We start from the raw sequence: 21,087 nt of genomic DNA, 5'->3' as shown, positions 1-21,087 counted from the left end.
CTATTTGAGGAGATACAGATGAACTCTGTTGCAAAATATTTCCGTTTTGGCGAACTCGGAACAAACTTCCGTACTGAGCTAATTGCCGGATTGACGACTTTTGTCTCGATGGCCTACATTTTGTTCGTTAACCCAACGGTTTTGGGAGCCGCTGGAATGGACAAGGGTGCTGTCTTCACCGCTACTGGTGTTGCTGCCGCTATCGCCACAATCTTCATGGGATTGGTTGCTCGTTACCCAATCGCCATTGCACCAGGACTTGGTGTGAATGCCTTCTTCGCTTACTCTGTTGTAATCGGTATGAAGGTGCCGTGGCAAACCGCAATGGCCGGTGTTTTGGTCGCTGCCATTATCTTCTTGTTGCTAACGTTCTTCAAAGTTCGTGAAACCATCATCAACATGATTCCACAAGACTTGAAGGTTGCCATCGCAGCTGGTATCGGTTTGTTCATTGCTTTCATCGGATTGGCTAACGCTGGTTTGATTGTTTCAAACGAATCGACGATGGTATCACTTGGTCACTTGACGTCTGGTACATCATTGCTTTCAATTTTCGGCATTATCGTGACGTTCATTTTAATCGCAACACGCGTGCCAGCCGCTATCTTCATTGGCATGGTCCTAACCGCAATCGTTGGAATCATCTCAGGTTTGATTGATTTACCAACGCACTTGGTTTCAGCTGCACCTTCATTGGCACCAACGTTCGGTGAATCAATCTCACACATCACGGACATCAACACATTCCAATTGTGGACAGTTGTTTTGACGTTCTTGATTGTGACATTCTTTGATACTGCTGGTACGATGATCGGTTTGGCAACCCAAGCCGGTTTCATGAAGGACGGCAAGATGCCACGTGCTGGTCGCGCTTTGATGGCCGATGCCGTTGGTATGACAGCAGGTGCCATTCTTGGAACGTCACCAACTTCAGCCTACGTTGAGTCTTCATCAGGTATGGCCGTTGGTGGTCGTTCAGGTTTGACATCAATCACAACAGGTATCTTGTTCATCTTCGCTTTGATGTTCTCACCACTTTTGACGGTGGTAACCTCACAAGTAACAGCCCCAGCTTTGGTTGTTGTTGGTGTGTTGATGGCCGAAAACTTGCGTAACATCGATTGGGATGATTTCGCAATCGCAGCCCCTTCATTCTTGATTGTCATTGGTATGCCATTGACGTACTCAATTTCTGACGGTATTGCATTGGGATTCATCTTGTACCCAATCATGATGATCGCAACAAAGCACGCTGGTAAGGTTCACCCACTGATGTATGCCTTAGCATTCATCTTCATGTTGTTCCTATTCATCGTTGCACACTAAACATTATAAAAATAACGCCCCCAGATGAGTTCAGTTCTCATCTGGGGGCGTTTTAGTATATCAGTTATTAGTGTAGTTCACCTTGAACGGCGTTGGTGTGCTTGCCTGGGATTGCCAAACCATAGCGTGTGTTACCCAACGCTTGGTCCACTGTCATCCCCGCAAACGTATCGTTAAATGCGGCAACCGCTGCAACCAAATCATCTGCATCAACGAATGCGTCGATAGCTGCAGCACCGTAAACACCCATGCGGACAATATCCTTCAAGCGAGCAACCGTGATGCCACCCATCGCAACGACTGGCAAATCACTGTTTTGAACAACCGTTGTCAAACCAGCCAAGTGCTCAATTGGTGCTTCTTCCGTCACGTGACGGCTTGGGTAAACTGGGCTAACGCTGTAAAAGGCCAAACCAGCTGGCTCTTCTTCCAACAACTCCGTACGGTTGTTAATTGAAACACCCGTGTACAAACCAGCCGCTTGTGCTTGAGCTGTCAAATCATTTACTTGGTGACGGTCACTCACGTAAACACCATCAGCCTCAACCGCAGCCGCAAGGGCAACATCGTCAGCGATCATGAAGGCAACATCTGCAGCACGCGTTACATCACGAATGTACTCAGCCAAGTTTTGCTTTTCCACCCCAGTCAATTGCGCTTCGTTCAAAATTACCATTGAAACGCCAGCCCTAACTGCTTGCGCAACGAAGCCAGCAACATCGTCCACATATTGTGATCCAATCACCAATGTACTTGCTAATTGTTCTGCCTTAAATGTCATGATACACCTCCGAAAATCCGTTATTCTTTACTTTTGTAAGTATAAAGTTTTTGCAGAAACGCGACAAAGAAAAAGGACCGTTTTATAACGATCCATTTCTGATTACTTCACTTTTTAGCACTTGCTCGCCACCCAGTTAGCTTCGTTTGTACAATCGCTGCCAGCGCTAGGTACAACAACGAAAACGCACCGCTGTGAGCAACTAGTTGATCACTCTCAACGTTTAACAAAATTGACGCCACCCAAAACACTACCGTACCAACTGTTGCGTGATGCGCAACCTCACCATCATCAGTCACCCACATTTCCTCAGATAACGTTCGTGCAATCGATAATAGCCCAACGGATACCACCGCTATCAAACCCACGATTAGCCATCCGGCAGCGTTCGGATTCACCCAATCGTTTTGAACAGCCGTTCCAGCAATTATTAAGCCAAGTGCTAAAGCGAATACATCTACCTTATATGTCGTTGTCACCAGACGTGGTTGCCATTGGCGCCAGACGGTATATCCCACATACACAATTGGCAACACCCAATTCAAAATCATAATCATCTCACACCTCTTTTTTCAAAAAACGGCCACCCGATAACACATCAGATGACCGTTTAGATTTGACTATTGTTGTTCTGCAAATTCCGCTTGCAAGGTTGCTTGCTCTTGGCGGTATGCATTTACAAGGCGAGCCGTCGCACCTTGCTCTTGTTGATCAATGACTGCACCCAACGTGTTCATCGCACGTGTGTAATCAAAGTCAGTTTCATAGTAGTAACGAGCTTGTTGCGTCGCTTGAACGACATCTGCATTATCACGGTATGCCAACGCCTTACGTACCAAGCGTTCCGTCACTGAGGCAGCCTCAATCAACGCATCTGTGTTTTCCTGCAATGTATCCAAGTCAGCCGTCACGATACTTAGTTGACGCAAAACGTCATCAACGTTGATACGTGATAAACCAAGTTGTTGCTTCAAACGACCCAATTCATCATTCACGGCGTAGAAGAAACTCATATACGTGTCTGGCAAGCCCGGCAAACCTTGACGCTCCACAGCGCGTTGAATTTGGCGTAGCTTGTCTGACAACAACGTCACACGATTACGTGATTGTTGGACAAGCTGTGGTAGCTCCTTCAAGCCTTCCCACATTGAAACTTGCTCCTTTTCGATACGCTCAAGTTCTTCACGCAAACCATGTTGCGTTTCAAGCAAGCTTGAGAAGACAACTTCGTGTTGTGAAATTGACGCCTTCAAATCTTCCAAGCTAACCGAAACATTTGATAATTGGATTTCCCAACTGCGTACTTGGCCAACTTCATCCTTGGTAAAGACAAAGTCTTGATTTAAGCGATCCAACTCGATATACAGCTCGTGGTTTTGTCGCTTGTTGTGAACAACGTACGCCGTCAACTGCTCGTTGTTCTCCCAAACTTCTTGGGCTGAACCAGCTTCCTTTTCAAACGTTTCGTACAACACTTCTGTACGAGCTTCCATTTGCGCAATTGTCTCAGATACTTGCTTCAACGTTAAGTCAGCCAACAAGTCCAACGCGTTTGTGCGTTGTGTTTCAAGTTCTTCAAGCTCTTCCGGAATATCCGTTTCGAACTTGAACCCTTCAGCGGCCATCTTGTCATATGCATCATGCAATTCTGCTAATTGCCCTGGCAACGTATCATCCAATGACTTAAATAGGCCTGGAATTTGTTCAATGCGTTGTTCAAGTTGGTTCGTTTCCATCCCCAACGTCTCGTAAATACCAGCGGCCGTTGCGTGGTCACCAGCTTCCGTCAAACGGGCAAACTCAGCAAAGTCATCTTCCAATGACCCCAAAATTTCTTCCAACTTATCAATTGCTGGTCCGAAGCTGAAGTTTTGTGACAGCAACGTCTTACGTAGGTCTTGATACTTAACTTCAAGTTCCTTAACGGCTGCCTTGTGCGCCTCGTCTAACTTTTCCAAATCAGACAAACCTTGATTAACAACATCAATCGTCATTTCAGCATCACGAATCAATTGTTGCAATTGCTTCAATTCTTGTGCCGTCTTAACGAAGTTCAAACCTTGTGATTCGAATAGAACACTGTTGGCTTGGTTTTCAATTTCATTGAAGCCTTGCGTTTCAAGTGTGCCGTACTTGTTCTCCAACAATTGGAATTGCTTGAGTGATTGACCTGTCAAACTCAATTGACGTCCTTTCACTAAGCGATCACGCATTGGAATTTCAGCTAACTGCTCCTTCTTCTGAAGTAACTTAGCTACCTTGCGTGCAGTCAATCGTTGAGAGACAAAGATAATCAAGTAAATGGCCGCTACGACAACTATCAAGCCAATTACGATATGTCCAATCTGTGTCATACTCTACCTACCTTTGGCGACGCCTAATCGTCACCAAGCTCCTTACTATTCGGGAATTATCTACATATTAGAGTAGCACGCCAGCAGTTTTACAACCGCTTTTTTTGCCCTGACTTAGGTTTTACTTGGCGTTCTTTAACCTTTTTTAAACGCGTTTACAGATTATTTGCGGGCAATTATATATCTCATGACATTTTCCACAAAATAGACATCTTTTTGCATTAAAAGTTTTCCACATTATCCACAGTCACCAAATTAAAAGGCCGTCAAATTGTGGATAACCTGTGGATAGCTTTGTTAAAAAATGAGAATTCAATGATAACGGTTAGAATAGTTTTCCATAGCCTTTCCACAACACGTCCACAAACTTATCCACAATTTATCCACAGCTGTTAATTTCAGTGGGGAACAAAAGGTCAGTATTCTTTAAAAGAGTTGGTAAAAAATAAAGCACTGACCGTAGTCAGTGCTTTGGTTTAACGCCTAAAACAGTGTCCCATCAGCAATTTCGCCTAGGGTATCACGCGACGGAATAAAGAACAATTGACCCGATTGGATGGTCGAGAACGTCAGCAAGAAGTCTGACATATCCACCATTTGTTGCAACATCGCCTTTGTGACTGACCAGTAACGTGAATAACCAATAAAATACGTTCCTGTTTTGCCGGTTGCCGGATCAGAAAACGGCACGTTCATGCGGACAATCTTTTGCTCCTCACCATCAACCTCAATCTTAGCCGCAACATTGTGCGCGTTATGGAATTTTTCCCCGTCATCCAATTCCAAGTCATCAAACTTATGACGGCCTACTGCCTTTTCTTGTTCTTCTGTTTTCATCTTGCCCCAGAAGTCCATGTCATGCAGCCACTTTTGGGCAAAGGCGTACGATCCGTTAATATACTCCAGGTCTTCCTCCCCTACCAACGCATAGTCAGCTGCTTCAAATTCAGCCGGTGCTTCGGTACCGTCAATAAAGCCAATAATGGCGCGACCTTCGAAATAACGGAACCCCTTCGTCTCATCGATCACCGTAGCAATTGGATCGAGGAAAACCATGAACTGACGGACAATTTCGTACACGACCGCTTCATCACCCGCGCGTACGTGCAAGAAGATATCACCTTCTGATGCTGGCATGCTATATTCCGGTCCGGTCAATGTTGTGTAGGTTTCTAGTTGCTTAGGTACCGTGGCATTTGGAAACAGATAATCCCACGCCGTTCGACTGAAACCAATCGAAACCTTCAAATTTGCATCGGCGGCCCGAATCATCATCGATCGTTCAATTGCTTGTGACCGATCCGCAAATTCAGCAATCGCTTCTTGATCAGTTGCCAAGTTCTCGCGCTTTAATTTCAATACAACGAAAGAAACATTCTTCCCCACGTCTTTCCATACATCTTGTGCCTTAGTTGGTGTTACTGGCATGATATTATCCCCCAAAATCATATCGTTTTGATTTATTATAGCCTGCCACTAAGCGAATTACCGTTCCAAACACTTCATGCCGCAAACAAAAATGGACCCGGCAATCTCATGAATTACCAAGTCCATTTTAATCAGTTGTTATTCTGCAGAGAAGCGACGCTTAATCATTGCCAACATATTTAACCCCATTCCTGTTGGAAGGAAACGTGTTGGATAAAAGATGAAGGCCACTAGCTTTAGCTTCTTTGATAACCACTCACCAAACAAGCTAACTGCCATCGCAACCACAAAGACAAGTACCAAGTCAATCAACAGATTGTTACCTAGCACCTTCATCACGACAATACGGGCAATTGATACAACCGGTGGGTGAATCAAGTAAATGACGAGCGAAATCTTACCAAAGTACCGCACCACGTTTGAAACTTTATCCGTCATTTCTCCAAGCCACATAAAGATTGCGAAGAAGACTGGAATCGTCAAAAGCTTCATCGCAAAATTAGCCGGCGTAATGAAGTTCGTATCATAAAACCAAGTTGACGCCCCTTGCAAAATCCACAAAGCGATAATTAGTAGTAATGACACACCACCCAGCACAGCCATCTGGCCACGCTGCAACTTTGAACGTAGTAAGTAACCAACTAAGAACGTTGCGCCCCAAAGAACTGTTTGGTTAATCGCATAAAGCGTTGGCAAGAATCCCATAATTGCCAATGCAAACAGCACCGCATAAACACCTAGTAGCGTGCCCTTATGCTTAATAACCAACGTCAGCGCACCGAACAGTACCAAAATAAAGAAGTACACATATAAGTACCACAAATACCCAACTGGATTTACCCCAATATACAACAAATCACTGATTGCATAACGATCATGAACTGTAGCCGACGACAGGTTTTGTAGGATAACGTAGATAACCGAAAAGACAATATACGGCACGCCCAACATCACTAACTTCTTCCCCAGCCCCATTAGATATTGGCGCCAGTCAGTTGAAGGCTTAAACAAGTACCCAGAAATAGCAAAGAACACTGGCATAACAAACATAAATAGTATGCGTTGTGCCATCTCCAACCCCATCATTGCTGCTGGAAATTGACCTGTTTTATATAGAGAGCCAACCGTGTGAACTAGCACGACACTCAAAATCAGAATGCCCTTCCCGTAATCTAGCCAACCAACACGCTTCTTTTTCGCGACAGATTTTTCCATAATTTTACTCCCAAAGAATTATTGGATAAGCCTAATTGTACCATCTGGCGCAATTCAAGTTGTTTCCTTTTTTTGAACCTTGAGAATTCCACAAAAAAAGCACGAAACATAGGCGTTTCGTGCTTCTTTGTTGTACAACAAGTACGAATAATAAAATTATCCCAACTTGTTGTAGTATTCAACGATAAGGTTTTCGTTGTAATCGTGGTCCAATTCTGAACGCTCTGGCAAGCGAACCAATGAACCCTTCATCTCGTCCTTGTTGAACTCAACGAATGGCAACGTTCCAGCCGTAGCTTCCAAAGAAGCTTGGATGTAAACGTTCTTTTGTGACTTCTCACGAACTGAGATCTCTTGACCTACAGTAACTTCGTATGAAGGAATGTCAACACGCTTACCATCAACCAAGATGTGGCCGTGGTTAACCAATTGACGTGCTTGTTGACGCGTTGAAGCCAAGCCCAAACGGTAAACAATGTTGTCCAAACGACGCTCCAACAATACGATGAAGTTTTCACCGTGCGTACCCTTACGGATCTTACCAGCCTTGTTAAACAAGTTGTGGAATTGACGCTCAGTCAAACCGTACGTGAAACGTACCTTTTGCTTTTCAGCCAATTGCATACCGTAATCAGAAATCTTTGCGCGGCGGCCGGCACCGTGATCTCCAGGGGCGTAGTTACGACGAGCAATTTCCTTACCAGTACCTGACAAAGAAACACCCAAACGACGTGAAACACGGAACTTAGGTCCAGTATAACGTGACATATTAAATGTCCTCCAGAATTTATTTTTGTTGAATTCTAGAGAATTGCCTCACATTCGTGCAATTCACCCAAACTTTCACCGCTGCAGCGCGGGTACTGGTGTGTTCTCCGCCATAATTGAAACGGGTCGGTGAATTGTTGACGAGCTTGCGGACAATCCGCTGCAGTTTTCAACACTTCAATTAGTTTAACAAAAAGGAAGAACAACTACAAGCGTTCTTCCTAACTTTATCTCTTTAGTTTTGCTTTGAAAGCGCATCGACGACGATACGTCCCAAAACACCAACAATGAAAATACCAGCCAACATCGCACCGGCAATTTGCAATGGCATCGTACCAAACTTAGCAGGTCCACCATTCAAACTCAAAATGATGATTGAGATTGCCCAGCCAGTCAACCAAGCTGCTGTATCAACCCAGTTACGAATACCAGGCATGCCAGAAATCAAAACAGCTAATGCGCCTAGGACGAACAATGTCACAAATAGCGTTGTCTTAGGCCATCCCGTCAATCCCGGGAATGTTACGGCCATCATCCCCCAAGGAATTCCAGCCACATTCCAAATAGCTCACGCCACTTATTCTTAGAATCGTTACCTGACGCCACAAAGAAACCACCCGTAATCAAGGCAGCTGCTCCAACCGTCACGCCAACAAACGGTGCCGCAACCGCCCAAAGTGATGGAATGGTTGCCACAAACAACGCCAAAGCAATTGTTGGATTTAACTTATGCATTTCTCTTTCTCCTACGCAAACAATGAATAATAATTACTAACGGTAAGTAATTATACACGCTTTCAGAGATTGTGCACAAAAAACGGTTTTAGCTAAAAAACGCCTACATGTAGGCGTTTTGCTTGTGATTATTTTTCCAAAAAGAATTCGAAACGAGACCCAACATATTGGGTACGAACGTACTCGAACGGGCGATCGTTTGTGTCAAACGTAATTTGTCGCATGACCAAGACTGGATCACCACGCTTAATGCCTAAATATTCAGAAATGCGTTCGGTAACCGCAGCCGCCGTCACCGTTTGTTGCGCACGGCCAATCTTTAGACCACGTTCTTCAGAAAGCGTTCGATACAGTGAGTTTGTTAGGCTTTCACGCGCTAACCCGTCAACTAGGGTTGCTGGAATTGAGGCAACTTCAAACGCAATCGGCTCATCATTACCGTAACGAACACGTTCCATGCGAAGCACCTGGCCATCCGCACCTAGTTGTAACTGCTCTTGTTCAGAGTTTGATGCCTTTCCAATATGGAAAGAAATCGTGCGTGATGTTGCAACTTTACCAGCTGCCGCCATCATTTCAGTGAATGACGTAACGCCGTTCAATTGTTCTTGAACTTTGCGTTCAGCAACATAAGTTCCTGACCCAACTCGACGTTCCAAAACACCTTCGTCTACTAGCATCATCACCGCTTGACGCAAAGTCATGCGTGAGACCCCAAATTGTTCAGCCAGTTCACGTTCTGCCGGAATCTTGTCCCCCGGCACCCAACGGCCAGCTTCAATAGCTTCACTGATTTCATCGTGAATTTGAATATATACGGGTGCGCCCATATTAATCCTCCGCTGTCGGAGCGTCAGCCTTTGAGAAGTGACGACCCAAACTATAAGTTGCTTCCAAAGATGTCAAATCTGCACTAAACACATTCAAATCCGCATCCTTGCCAATCGTCAATGTTCCCTTGTTTGTCAAACCAAACTCAATCGCTTGGTTAACTGATGCCATTTGAATTGCCTCTTCAATTGATGCACCTGTAAAGGCCATCACATTGCGGAATGCATCGTCAAACTCAAGTACTGAACCGGCCAAAGTACCATCTTCAAGGCGGGCTTGCTTATCCTTAACCCAAACCTTTTGACCGCCTAGCTCTGACTCGCCGTCCCCAAGTCCCTTGGCACGCATTGAATCCGTAATCAAATCAATGCGGTTAGCCGTCTTCAACTTGTAGGCCATGTTAACCATATCAGGGTATACGTGGAAACCATCCACAATCAACTCTGTACGGATGTTATCTTCCAACATGGCGTGTCCCGTTACACCAGGTTCACGATGTGACATTGGACGTTGCGCGTTATATAGGTGTGTAATGTGGCTTGCCTTAGAATTGTGTTGCAAGAAATCACGTGTGGCGTTTGAGTGACCAATTGAACCGATAATGTTGTTATCCGCTAGGTAGTCCTCAAATGCACGTACATCTTCAGCTTGCTCGGGTGCGTACGTAATCAAACGCACACGGTTACCTGACAATTCGTTCCACTTCTTTACCAAATCAATACTTGGCGCAATAATGTGCTCCTCTGGTTGCGCACCCTTGAAGTGTGGATTGATAAATGGCCCTTCCAAGTGCACACCAACGATTGCTGGTTCTTGCTTGGCGGCTTCATTTACCGCCTCCATTGACTTCGAGATATTGTCCACAGCTTGCGTCATTGTCGTTGGGAAGACCGACGTAATTCCTTCTGAAATTTGGCCGTGAACCATCTTAATGATATCTTCCGTGACACCATCCATCATATCAAAGCCGTAAGCACCATGTGTGTGTACGTCGATGAAGCCAGGAACAATTACCTTACGATCCGTACGTACGACATTATCGGCTGATGTCACTACCAATTCGCTCATTGGTCCCATCGCTTCAATTTGCTTGTCGAAACGGATGTAAGCATCCTTGATTACTGGCACTTCTTGTTCGCCGGTATAGATAGTTGCGTGCGTCAAAACTGTACTCATGATGAACTCCCCTTGTTTATAGAAAAACTAAATTGGTACAGGCGGTTAACCACCGTCTCTATCATGTTCTAATCGCTTACAAGTTTACACGGTCTAGGTGATTTTTAAAAGTCAAAACTCGAAATACATGCAACCCTTTTCCTGCATAACAAAAAACAACCATCTCCTACAAAGGCAGATGGTTGTATCCACATTTTACTTCAAGAAATCTGGTGCTAGGTATGCTGGGTTAGGATACTTATAGAATCCCTCACCTGATTCAACACCAATGTGACCGGCATCAATCATTGCCTTCACCTTCTTGGCAATTTCTTGATGTGATGGTTCTGGGTTCATGATATTAATCGCATAAACCGTATTCAAACCAACCGTGTCCATAATGGCAAATGGTCCAGCTGGAGCACCAGTCGCAATCATCCATGTCTTATCGATTGTCTCCGGATCCGCAATTTCATTTGCCCAAAGTTGCGAACCAGCATCAAGCAATGGCACAAGCAGTGAATTCAACACATAACCTGGTTGTTCCTTCTTAACCATAATTGGCACCATGCCAATTTCACGTGAGTATTCTTCAAACGTGGCCGGTAATTCAGGTGCAGTTCCTGGGTGAGGCATGATTTCAGCTGTGTTGTTCTTCCAAATTTCGTTAGCAAAGTGATAAGCCAAGAACTTTGCTGGTCGACCAGTCGCCTCAGCAAAGGCCGATGGCAACAACGTTGAAGAATTCGTGGCCACCACCGTTTGTGGCTCAGCTAACTTAGCAAACTTTTCGTAGAACTCAGTCTTGGTGGCTGGTGCTTCTGGCAACGCTTCAATCACCAAGTCAGCCCCAGCAAGTGCCTCGCCCAAATCAGTGACGTACGTTAAATGATCGCGGGCAGCTTCGATTTGTTCGTCGGTTGCTTGCAAGTCGCGACGCACACCGTCTTCCCAACGTGCAACACGCGCTTGTGCCTTTTCTAGTGAAGTGTCAGAACGGCCCCACACCGTGACATCCTTACCGTGGAACGCTGATACGTAGGCAATTTGTGAGCCTAGTGTTCCGCCACCAACGATTGTTACTTTTTGATATGACATGTGATAATCCCTTATTTTTGATTAACTACACCATATCATGTAAGCGGTTTCTTATGCCAAAGAAAACTATTGAAAACAGAAAAAGCATCCCCACAAATTGTGAGAATGCTTCTGAAAATCTATCTATTAGTCTGCAGACAATGCATCGATTGGGTTCAACTTTGCTGCGCGACGAGCTGGCAACAAAGCGGCCAAGAATGAGATGACCAATGCCAAAATCAACGTCATAACAACATTACCAACTGAAATTTGAATCATGTCAAACTTCGCAATGCTGTACAATGCTGAGTTCAACAATGCACCAATTCCAAAGGCTAAAATAAGCGCCAAAACGAAACTTGCCAAACCGATCAGCAAAGACTCTGAGGTAAACAAGTTACGAACATCCTTCTTGCTTTCACCCAAGGCACGGAGAATTCCGATTTCCTTCGTTCGTTCTGAAACTGACATGAACATTGTTACGATAATCATCAAAGCTGATACAACCAATGAGATACCAGCAATGGCAGCCAACACATTCGTTGCCAATGAGACGATTGTGTTGATGGTATCCAAGATTGAACCAACCGTTACGGCTTGGAACAAACGCTTACCATCATCGCCCTTCATCTTGTTGATGTCCTTTTGGAAGGCCTTAACGTCGTCAGTGTTCTTAACACGAACCGTTACGAACAACGCACGGGTATCTGCACCTGCTTCCTTGTACGCGTCTTCAATCGTGCTTGCCGTCGTCACGTTCGCCGTTCCGGCTTGACCAGCATCGATAACACCAGCAATCTTGAACGTCTTGTTAATTTCAACTGGCGTCATACCATCAGACTTGACCGTCATCCACTTAACCGTCATTGTCTTACCAACAACTGACTTCCAGTCCTTTGTGTCAAACTTCTTTGCGACAGTCTTCTTGTCAACCAAGATTTCATTCTTACCAGGCACGTGACCCGCCTTGATCAACTTCTTTTGATAAGTTGCTGACCAAGTTTGTACGGTTCCAAGTGAGTAATCCTTGCCTTCAAGGTTCGCTTGCACGTTACCGGCTTGGTAACCCTTTTGCAAAGTCTTCACGTACTTGTTAGCTTTGATTTTCTTGATTTGATCATCTGAAATCGTTGTCTTGTCCATATCGACGCCGGCCGTTGCACCAGACGTTTGACCGACACCACCGTTTTCGCCTTGGTGACGAGCAACCGTAACCGCCGTTGGGTTAGCCAATGAGTTAACTTGGTCGTTAATGTAGGCCTTAACCCCATTCCCCAATCCAGTGAACAACATCACGGCAAACAAACCGATGGCCGTTCCAATCATAATCAATGAATTACGCCAGAAGTTATACGTCAAATGCTTGAACGCATTTCGGAATGATGCAGCTGCTGGCAATGGACGATCTGCCAAACGCGTATCATCAGCTGGCAACGCATATGCTGGCTTCAAACGTGTGTCGGCATCAATTTGACCATCAGCCAAGTGCACAATACGCGTTCCGTGGTCAGCCACTTCTTGTGAGTGGGTAACCGCAATAACCAACTTACCTTCTTGGGCAATTTCGTCCAAGATTTCCAACACTTCAGCCGTGTTCTTTGAATCCAACGCACCGGTTGGCTCATCGGCAATGATAATCTTTGGGTCAGAAGCCAACGCACGCGCGATTGCGACACGTTGCTTTTGTCCACCAGACAATTGGTTTGGGTGCTTCTTAATTTGGTCCTTAAGGCCGACCTTCTCTAACAATTCCGTGGCACGTGTAATCTTGTCCTTTTGGCTCAACGTCGTCATTTCCAAAGAAACCAAGACGTTTTCCAAAACCGTCAAGTGACTAATCAAGTTGTAGGCTTGGTAAATGTAGCCAATCGTACCACGACGGTAAGCATCCAGTTGCTTTTCCTTCTTGTGGTCCAATACTTGTCCGTCAATCGTAACCTTACCTTCGAACTCACGGTCCAAGCCACCGATGATGTTCATCAACGTTGACTTACCACCACCAGATTCTCCAAGGATTGAAACAAACTCACCCAATTCGAAATCCAAGTCAATGCCCTTCAAAACAGGGAACTCTTCCTTACCCAGGAAGTATGACTTGCGAATATCTTTTAACTCTAAAAATGCCATTGTCTCTCCTCCGGCTCTCTACGCTTTTTTGTCATAATTATTGTAACTAAGTGTACCGCCGTATTTAAACGGCGTCAAGAAAAGTTTAATCAAAGTGTATTCGATTAAACTTTTTGTGTTATAGTAAATCTACAACAACTCACAGAAAGGTGACCCATTATGAATCGCGAAGAAAAAAAGGCGCTCACTCGTCGACAACTTATCGACGTCGCCACACGCTTATTCCAACAGCACGGTATCCATAATACTGATTTAAAAACAATTGCTGCCGAAGCCGGCGTGTCTGTGGTCACCTTTTACAAGTACTTCGACAGCAAGGAAACATTGATTGGCACAATCGCCGCCGAGCAACTTAATGAATTGTTCGATGAAATTATGGCGATTACAAACCAAACTGATTTACGCTTCATTGAAAAAATCAAAGCCTTCGCCACGTTATCCCAACAAAAACAGCAAGAAATTGCGACGACGTTCGGGGACGAAATGATGCAACTGCTCGAAAAAGACGATTCGGCTGTTCGCGCAGTTGCTGAATCCCGCCGCGACGAATTTTTCGAAGCTATCATCAACCAAGGTCGTGATGAAGGTTTCTTTACCACCAACGTTAGCACAATCGCCATTCGCGTGTACATTGATATGTTTGTGACCTACCCAAATGTCCAAGCAAGTTTGACATCGGGCAGTGGCCTCACTCGCCGAGAATTAGACACACAACTTGAAGAACTTTTCTTCTTTGGCCTAATGGGATCAGTTGACGCTGCCCACCGCGACCAATTAAACGAAATCCGTAAACAACAAAAGGGATGATGAACTGAACCCCGTAAGTTGGAGTAAATCTAACTTACGGGGTTTTGTTATGTTTTCAAAGGAAGTACAACTTGAAGCAGTTAGTATGTATCTGAAAGGCGTGCCACCTAAGCAGATACGGAAGAAGTTTGGAATCAAAGGTGACGCCACCATTCTTAATTGGCTAACCAACATTAAGATGCTTGGGATCGAAGGTCTTAATAATCCAAGTCGAAGCAAGACAAACTATTCATACTCCTTTAAAATCAAGGTTATAAGATGGCGATTAGAACATCACGCTTCTCTACCTGTAGCAGCGAAGAAGTTCCGTATACGGACTCCTGCTCAAATTTGGCAGTGGGAACGCGCGTTGGAATCCGGTCGTCTAAAACCTGATAAACGAAGGCGGAACCAAACCATGAATAAGCAAGAACACGACAAGATTAAGAAGCTTGAAGAAGAGAACGAACTACTTCGCATCAAGGTGGCCTATCTGGAAAAACTAGAGGCCTTAGCACAGGAAAAGAAAAAATTACAAACCAAGACAAAGCGGTAGTAATCACTGTGCTAAGGCAAGAATTGAAGTGCAAATTAAAGTTGCTTCTTCAAGTAGCTGAGATGTCTAGCAGTAGTTATCACGATTCGTGCAAGCGTGCGTACAAGGAGTATCCACGTGAGTTGATCGATGCGATTACATCAATTCGTGACGATAACCCCGACTACGGTTATCGTCGTGTCACACAAGAACTTAGTAATCGTGGCTTCAATACCAACCATAAGGTTGTGCTGAAAATCATGAAGATCAATGGGCTTCTCTGTACTGCTTTCAAACGTTTAACACGGAAGTACAATTCTTACGCTGGCACTGTTGGTCACATATCACCAAATCGTGTTAACCGTCGGTTCACAACGGACCGTCCATATCAGAAGGTTCTCACTGACGTCACGGAAGTTCGCTGGGGATCAGGCACAATGGCAGAACGTGCTTATTTCACTGCATATATCGACGTTTATAGTGGTGAAATTCTCACTTGGAATATCGATTTAAATCCAACCGTCGAGTTTGTCACACAGCCGTTAGATGAGCTGCTAGAAAACAGACCAGAGTTGAATTATCTGACAATTCACTCTGACCAAGGTTTCCAGTATCAAAATTATGAGTATGTATCACGGTTAAAGACTAACCGTGTGTTCCAAAGCATGAGTCGCAAAGCGACATGCCTAGATAACGCAATGGCTGAGAGTATCTTCCACATCTTGAAGGTAGGAACGGTACATAACAACCACTATCAAAGCTATGACGAATTAAAGTCCGCCATAACTAACTATGTCTATTACTACAACAACAAGCGGATAAAAACAAAACTGGCCGGAAAAACTCCGGTTCAATACCGAAATCTTTCCGACCAGTTATCTGCTTAAACTTCACTCCAATTTTTGGGGTTCAGTTCATGAGCAGTTGCTCATCCCTTTTTTGCGATTGTCTTTAGTACGCCATCGTGATTGTTATCCGCAATCGCTACGGCATACCCATACTCAAACAGGCGCTTATCTGCATTCGGCATAATCACCGGTTGCCCAGCCAATGTCAACATTTCTTGGTCGTTCATGCCATCTCCAAAGGCCATTAATTCATTTGGTTCACCACCCAAATGTACCAACATCCGTTCCAAACTCACCGCCTTGTTAACACCAGTTGCCATCACATCCACCACCCCATTACCGGGAGTCGTCGCGTGAACGTCAATGTCACTCTGCTTCACTTGATCAACAAATGTTTCACTTTCAACCAACGTCCAAAAGACCGTCACTTTAACAACAGGTACGTCAACATCACGTAATGACGCGACTTCACGTGGTTGCCCATATAGTTCAGCCATCATTGTCACAAAGGCTGGTGGTACTTGCCCATAACCGCGCACGACCAATAATTCGTCAGGGCTAAAAATCATCACCCCACCGTGTGGCTTACCAGGCATTAAGTCAATTTGATCCTGCAAATCCGCCAATTGTTCAGGTGTCATCGTCAAACGGTCCGATAGCTGTTGGTCAGCCGAGAGTAGAGTCGCACCGTTATCAGCCACGATGTTGACCTTATCCAAAAAGCCACCAAACAGCATCTGAACATGACGCAAATCACGACCACTGGCCACAATAAATTGACCACCATTCGCTGTATATGCATTGATGACCTGTGCAAACAAATCACGATTATATTGTTTTTTATCGTTTAGAAACGTGCCGTCTAAGTCTGTCGCTACAAATCTTGCCATTATGCCACCTCACTTCATGTCATCTAGCTTAATCCTATTTATTGAAGATTACGTTCGAAATCTATCACCTTTTGTTTCCAATTCTGACCAGCTCGATACTGCCCCAGTGTCCCATCGCTGCGAATAACACGATGACACCCCACAAATACCAGCAATGGATTTTTACCCACCGCTGATGCAACCGCACGTACGGCAGTTGGACGACCAATCCGCTTCGCTAACGCCGCATATGTCAGCGTCTCACCAAAATCGGTATCGGCTAAGGCGCTCCAAACTTCACGCTGTAATGCTGTTCCTTGTCCCTGCCAATCAGGTGTGATATCAACCCCGCGACCAGCTAAATAATCAGTCACCACCGTCGCATAGCGTTGCTCCTCACTAGGGGCAACCTGCGTTTTACCAAACCATGATTGATAGTCAGCCACAGGATCATCGGCCAATGACACGAACGCCATCCCCGCCTCCGAATAAAAGATGGTCAACTGCCCATTTAAAAAGTCGTACGTTTCATATTGCATGTCATCATCCCTTTCAAATGAAAAAAGCTACTCGTATTCTTGTTTACGAGTAGCTTACCAAATTTACCACAGCAGCTGTTGGTCTAAATCCCTGGCCTTCCCAGTCTGCTTTATTTAGATAATTTCTTCCAGCTTAGCCAACACACCATCATGTTCGTTGTCCAAGTCAGCCATGCCGAACCCACGATTGAACAGACGCTCATCAGCATTTGGCATCACATAAACTTGCCCGGCCAATTCCATCATTTCCAAATCGTTCATTCCATCGCCAAAGACAGTCAATTGCTCTGGTTCAAGCGCTAACTTGTTAATTAGCGCTGACAAACTAGTAGCCTTATTCACACCTTCAGCCAAGATATCGACTGCCCCGTAACCAGAGGTCGTTGGGTGCAACGGCATACCTGATGCATTTATGCGACGAATAGCTTCATTCGAACTCGGCACATCAAAGATAGCCGTCACACTAGCCAACGGCTGTGGAATATCCGTTAGATGATCAACCAAGTGGATTGTGCCGTACACATGCGTCATGTAATCTTGTAAGTCTGCTCGCAATTCACCATAACCAGACAAGCGGTACATACTGTCTTCGGAGAAGGCGATAATACCATCTTTTGGTGAAACATCCACCAAGATGCTTTCCAATTCAGTCAACGTTGAAGCATCAAGCGTACGTAAATCCGTTTCCGCAGTACCCCGGACATGCCATGCGGCACCATTATTTGTTACCAAGTGAACGCGGTCAGCTAATGCGCCAAACTTGCTACGTACCCACTTTGCTTCTCGACCGGTTGCAATAGCAAACTGATCACCATTTTCGTCGAGTTGATCCAAAACCTTAGCAAATCGCTCTGCATCAAAGGTCTTATCCTCGTGCAAAAAGGTTTGGTCCAAATCCGTTACAAACAAGCGTGTCATGATAACCGCCTCCACTTTCCTTATGTCAGTAATAAGTGTATCAAATCGTCCGGCTTTGTAGATACCTAAAAGGAACAAAAAAGGCGATTGCTTTCGCAATCGCCTTTCGCGTATAGCCCATCAGGGAGTCGAACCCTGGATGCCGGTGTGAAAAACCGGAGTCTTAACCGCTTGACCAATGGGCCATGATGTTTTAACAACCTGTCTCAACAACAAAATTAATATTACCAGAATAAATTAACCAATGCAACCCCTAATTTTAAAACTCGTAAACTTTCTTTTATCCAGCTTCTGCCATACGGTATAATGTTCTCAGAGGATATTAAGATGACGGACAAACAACTTGCCCACCCAAAGTGGTTACTCTTTTTTGAGACATTAACAGCCATCGGGGTTATCGTGGCTTTGTTGCGTTTCTTCGCAACAATTATCAACAGCATTTATCATCACTTTACTGGTCATACATTCGCATTCGTCGAGGCAGTTAGCCAAAACACGTGGCAAAATTATTTGACCCTCGCGATATTGATTATTGGTATTTTAGGTACCCGCTATTTAAAGACAAAGTTTAAGTAAAAGGACGACCATTACGGTCGTCCTTTTATTTTAGTTATTCAAATTCAGCATTCTTCTTCATTGTGGCATTAATTGTATCGGCCACCAATTGGTTAAGGTTTCCATCTTCTAACACTTGCCATCCAGCAGCCGTTGATCCACCTGGCGTCATGACTTCATTTGCCAACGTCATCGGATCCTTCTTGAACTCTTCCATGTGGCGAGCCGTACCAATAACGGTTTGTTGTGACAAACGCTCTGCTGTCTCTGGATCAATACCAGCTTGCACGCCAGCTTGAATCATCGCCTCGGCAAACGCTGCGACAAACGCTGGACCGGATCCCGCTAAGGCACTCACGGCACCAAATTGTTCTTCAGGCAATTCATCTGTGCGGCCAAAGTCCAAGAACAAAGCAGCAATAGCCCCCTTGATATCAGCATCCATCGTTTCGTCAAACGCCAATGCTGTATAACCATACTTAAGCGCAACATTCACGTTTGGCAACGTACGCGCAATCAAAACATTTGGCCCCAAAGCAGCGTGCAATTGTGCCAATGACACACCACCAAGCACTGAAGCTACGATAACGCCTGGCTTCATCATCAATCCAAGTTGTAGTTCCTTAGCAACATCAGCCAATTGTGCTGGTGGCATCGCCAAAACAACCATGTCAGATTCAGCCCAAACATCCAAAGCCGATTGCTTTGCTTCTAAGCCTAGTTCAGCCGCAACCCTTTCACCTGAATGTGGTGAAAAAAGCACTTGGCGAATTTCGGCGTTTCCTTGCCAGCCTTGCATCATCGCTTTAGCCATATTACCAGCACCGATAAATCCAATTGTTAACATCTCACACCTCGTTCATCTCGTTTGTAATGACCTAATCATATCATACCTAGATAAGATAAGAAGCGACCCACCGTTTTGTTTTTCAGTTGCCGTGCAAAATAAAAAGGCCTCGAACAAATTCGAGGCCTTTGTTCATTATCAGGTGCGTCTTGGTCACGTCGGAGGTTCAAATCTCCGACATTCTCAGTCTGCTTTATGAGAACCCTTGGCGTTCAGATAATGAGAAAGCTTTATTGTGATAGCGCATCGACATAATCAAACCGATACCCAACATATTTCCAACCAAGGCAGAACCACCCTGTGAAATAAATGGCAACGGGATACCCGTCAATGGCACCAATCCAATATTCATACCAATGTTTTCAAAAATGTGGAACAACAACATCATTACCACACCAGATGCAATGTATGCATAGAATTGATTTGATGTATCATTAACAACTTGGAAGATTTGGTAAATCAACAAGAAGTAAAGAACCAGAAGCAAGACACTACCAACGAAACCGAAATTTTCACCAATAACTGAGAAAATCATGTCGGATTCACGAACTGGTACCGCAACGTGTGAAACGTTGAACCCAGTTCCGGTAATTCCACCAGATCCAATGGCCTTCATCGCTTGCCACAACTGGTAACCACTATTTGACGTGTCCCCTGAGGGATTCATCCAAGCGTCCACACGGGCAAATTGATAAGCTTCAAATCCAACCTTTTCCAGAATGTGGCGTCCCCATGTTTGGGTAACAAACAAGATGGTCGTTGTCCCCAAGACTGCAGCGGCACCAACAATTGGACCTAAAATTGACCAACTCAAACCAGAGACCAGTGTCATGCCGAAAACAATCGCCACGAACACCAATGTTGTTCCAAAGTCGTGTTGCGCTAGCACGAGTACCACAATCGGTGCCGTCCAAGCGATAATCTTTAACAACAAGAACTTATCAGAATTCCAAGTATGTTCTGGGTTTTCCAAATTGTGTTGTGAAATCACACGTGCCAACATGATGATGAATGCCGGCTTCATAACTTCGGAAGGTTGGAACGTCAACGGTCCAATTGCAAACCATGACTTTCCACCAGTGTTAGCGTAGTATGCACGTGAGTAAAAGATCAAAACCGCAACCATCAAGAAGACACCCAATCCAAAAATATAAGGGGCCACTCGCCAAAGTTGTTCTGAATCAAATCTCATGATGACCATAACCGCAATAATACCGACGACATAGTAGGCACCTTGCATAATCACCATACGCCAAACGTTCACACCGACAGTATCGTGTATTCCTGCAACATATAATGATGCTAAACCAATCAACGCAAGCATCATCACAACGAAGATGATTGACCAATCAATCACACCACCTTCGCTTGAGAAAAAGCGTTTGATCATGTT

The 21,087-nt window shown here is 44.8% G+C and carries 22 protein-coding genes and 1 tRNA gene; 5 read left to right on the top strand and 18 right to left on the bottom strand.

Annotation, left to right across the window (positions count from 1 at the left end):
* Positions 1–18 precede the first annotated feature (18 nt).
* Entirely contained in the window at positions 19–1,326 is a 1,308-nt protein-coding gene (locus tag OIT45_RS07425; protein WP_199404570.1) for an NCS2 family permease, read from the top strand.
* Positions 1,327–1,393: 67 nt separating this feature from the next.
* On the opposite strand, the gene OIT45_RS07420 is transcribed toward OIT45_RS07425, so the two are convergent.
* The 12 genes from OIT45_RS07420 to OIT45_RS07365 all read right to left on the bottom strand — a co-directional run bounded on the left by OIT45_RS07420 (position 1,394) and on the right by OIT45_RS07365 (position 13,797).
* Positions 1,394–2,107 (bottom strand): thiamine phosphate synthase, encoded by a 714-nt coding sequence (locus OIT45_RS07420; protein ID WP_199404571.1) that lies wholly within the window; start codon positions 2,105–2,107, stop codon positions 1,394–1,396.
* A 107-nt stretch (positions 2,108–2,214) separates the two neighbouring features.
* On the bottom strand, positions 2,215–2,664 hold the full coding sequence (locus tag OIT45_RS07415; protein ID WP_199404572.1) for a hypothetical protein: 450 nt from the start codon (positions 2,662–2,664) through the stop codon (positions 2,215–2,217).
* Positions 2,665–2,727: 63 nt separating this feature from the next.
* On the bottom strand, positions 2,728–4,461 hold the full coding sequence (locus tag OIT45_RS07410) for a septation ring formation regulator EzrA (protein WP_199404573.1): 1,734 nt from the start codon (positions 4,459–4,461) through the stop codon (positions 2,728–2,730).
* Between the two features lie 483 nt (positions 4,462–4,944).
* The gene (locus tag OIT45_RS07405) at positions 4,945–5,889 is read right to left on the bottom strand and encodes a Dyp-type peroxidase (protein ID WP_199404574.1); all 945 of its coding nucleotides are present in this window, start codon (positions 5,887–5,889) and stop codon (positions 4,945–4,947) included.
* Positions 5,890–6,027: 138 nt separating this feature from the next.
* A complete protein-coding gene (locus OIT45_RS07400) occupies positions 6,028–7,104 on the bottom strand; it encodes an acyltransferase family protein (RefSeq protein WP_199404575.1) in 1,077 nt (358 codons plus the stop codon).
* A 156-nt stretch (positions 7,105–7,260) separates the two neighbouring features.
* Complete coding sequence (gene rpsD / locus OIT45_RS07395; RefSeq protein ID WP_003609715.1) at positions 7,261–7,872, bottom strand: 30S ribosomal protein S4; 612 nt, start codon at positions 7,870–7,872, stop codon at positions 7,261–7,263.
* A gap of 235 nt (positions 7,873–8,107) precedes the next feature.
* Positions 8,108–8,407: a hypothetical protein gene (locus OIT45_RS07390; RefSeq protein ID WP_242458285.1), complete on the bottom strand. Its 300-nt coding sequence runs from the start codon at positions 8,405–8,407 to the stop codon at positions 8,108–8,110.
* Positions 8,404–8,607 carry a hypothetical protein gene (locus OIT45_RS07385; RefSeq protein ID WP_242458286.1) on the bottom strand — a complete coding sequence of 68 codons (204 nt, stop codon included), beginning with the start codon at positions 8,605–8,607 and terminating at the stop codon, positions 8,404–8,406. The genes OIT45_RS07390 and OIT45_RS07385 overlap by 4 nt, the downstream gene beginning before the upstream one ends.
* A 128-nt stretch (positions 8,608–8,735) precedes the next feature.
* Positions 8,736–9,437, bottom strand: a complete 702-nt coding sequence (locus OIT45_RS07380) for a GntR family transcriptional regulator (RefSeq protein WP_199404576.1) — start codon at positions 9,435–9,437, stop codon at positions 8,736–8,738.
* 1 nt (position 9,438) lies between these two features.
* Positions 9,439–10,614, bottom strand: coding sequence for an N-acetylglucosamine-6-phosphate deacetylase (gene nagA, locus OIT45_RS07375; protein ID WP_199404577.1), 1,176 nt, complete (start codon positions 10,612–10,614; stop codon positions 9,439–9,441).
* A gap of 195 nt (positions 10,615–10,809) precedes the next feature.
* The gene (locus tag OIT45_RS07370) at positions 10,810–11,691 is read right to left on the bottom strand and encodes a 3-hydroxyacyl-CoA dehydrogenase (RefSeq protein ID WP_199404578.1); all 882 of its coding nucleotides are present in this window, start codon (positions 11,689–11,691) and stop codon (positions 10,810–10,812) included.
* Positions 11,692–11,817: 126 nt separating this feature from the next.
* Positions 11,818–13,797, bottom strand: coding sequence for an ABC transporter ATP-binding protein/permease (locus OIT45_RS07365; RefSeq protein ID WP_199404579.1), 1,980 nt, complete (start codon positions 13,795–13,797; stop codon positions 11,818–11,820).
* A gap of 159 nt (positions 13,798–13,956) precedes the next feature.
* Here OIT45_RS07365 and OIT45_RS07360 point away from each other — a divergent pair, with 159 nt between their 5' ends.
* The 3 genes from OIT45_RS07360 to OIT45_RS07350 are packed head-to-tail and all read left to right on the top strand — an operon-like array spanning position 13,957 to position 16,005.
* A complete protein-coding gene (locus tag OIT45_RS07360; RefSeq protein WP_199404580.1) occupies positions 13,957–14,604 on the top strand; it encodes a TetR/AcrR family transcriptional regulator in 648 nt (215 codons plus the stop codon).
* Positions 14,605–14,653: 49 nt separating this feature from the next.
* Positions 14,654–15,139: a helix-turn-helix domain-containing protein gene (locus OIT45_RS07355; protein ID WP_264329904.1), complete on the top strand. Its 486-nt coding sequence runs from the start codon at positions 14,654–14,656 to the stop codon at positions 15,137–15,139.
* Positions 15,140–15,147: 8 nt separating this feature from the next.
* Positions 15,148–16,005: an IS3 family transposase gene (locus OIT45_RS07350; RefSeq protein WP_264339964.1), complete on the top strand. Its 858-nt coding sequence runs from the start codon at positions 15,148–15,150 to the stop codon at positions 16,003–16,005.
* A 41-nt stretch (positions 16,006–16,046) separates the two neighbouring features.
* Here the strand turns inward: OIT45_RS07350 and OIT45_RS07345 are convergent, their stop codons facing one another.
* The 4 genes from OIT45_RS07345 to OIT45_RS07330 all read right to left on the bottom strand — a co-directional run bounded on the left by OIT45_RS07345 (position 16,047) and on the right by OIT45_RS07330 (position 18,477).
* Positions 16,047–16,856, bottom strand: coding sequence for an HAD hydrolase family protein (locus OIT45_RS07345; RefSeq protein WP_199404544.1), 810 nt, complete (start codon positions 16,854–16,856; stop codon positions 16,047–16,049).
* Positions 16,857–16,894: 38 nt separating this feature from the next.
* A complete protein-coding gene (locus OIT45_RS07340) occupies positions 16,895–17,374 on the bottom strand; it encodes a methylated-DNA--[protein]-cysteine S-methyltransferase (RefSeq protein WP_199404543.1) in 480 nt (159 codons plus the stop codon).
* A 114-nt stretch (positions 17,375–17,488) separates the two neighbouring features.
* Positions 17,489–18,292 carry an HAD hydrolase family protein gene (locus OIT45_RS07335; RefSeq protein ID WP_199404542.1) on the bottom strand — a complete coding sequence of 268 codons (804 nt, stop codon included), beginning with the start codon at positions 18,290–18,292 and terminating at the stop codon, positions 17,489–17,491.
* Between the two features lie 113 nt (positions 18,293–18,405).
* A tRNA-Glu gene (locus OIT45_RS07330) sits at positions 18,406–18,477 on the bottom strand.
* Positions 18,478–18,619: 142 nt separating this feature from the next.
* On the opposite strand from OIT45_RS07330, the gene OIT45_RS07325 reads away from it, so the two are divergent.
* Entirely contained in the window at positions 18,620–18,868 is a 249-nt protein-coding gene (locus OIT45_RS07325; RefSeq protein WP_135798394.1) for a hypothetical protein, read from the top strand.
* Between the two features lie 34 nt (positions 18,869–18,902).
* On the opposite strand, the gene proC is transcribed toward OIT45_RS07325, so the two are convergent.
* Together proC and OIT45_RS07315 are read right to left on the bottom strand one after the other, a co-directional pair.
* Positions 18,903–19,694 carry a pyrroline-5-carboxylate reductase gene (proC, locus tag OIT45_RS07320; RefSeq protein WP_199404541.1) on the bottom strand — a complete coding sequence of 264 codons (792 nt, stop codon included), beginning with the start codon at positions 19,692–19,694 and terminating at the stop codon, positions 18,903–18,905.
* Between the two features lie 193 nt (positions 19,695–19,887).
* Positions 19,888–21,084, bottom strand: coding sequence for an FtsW/RodA/SpoVE family cell cycle protein (locus OIT45_RS07315; protein ID WP_135798396.1), 1,197 nt, complete (start codon positions 21,082–21,084; stop codon positions 19,888–19,890).
* Positions 21,085–21,087: the final 3 nt, after the last annotated feature.

It is taken from the genome of Weissella sp. LMG 11983, from assembly GCF_025908495.1.
GTDB classification, from domain to species: Bacteria; Bacillota; Bacilli; order Lactobacillales; family Lactobacillaceae; genus Weissella; species Weissella fermenti.
This window is presented reverse-complemented; position numbering and strand designations above follow the sequence as displayed.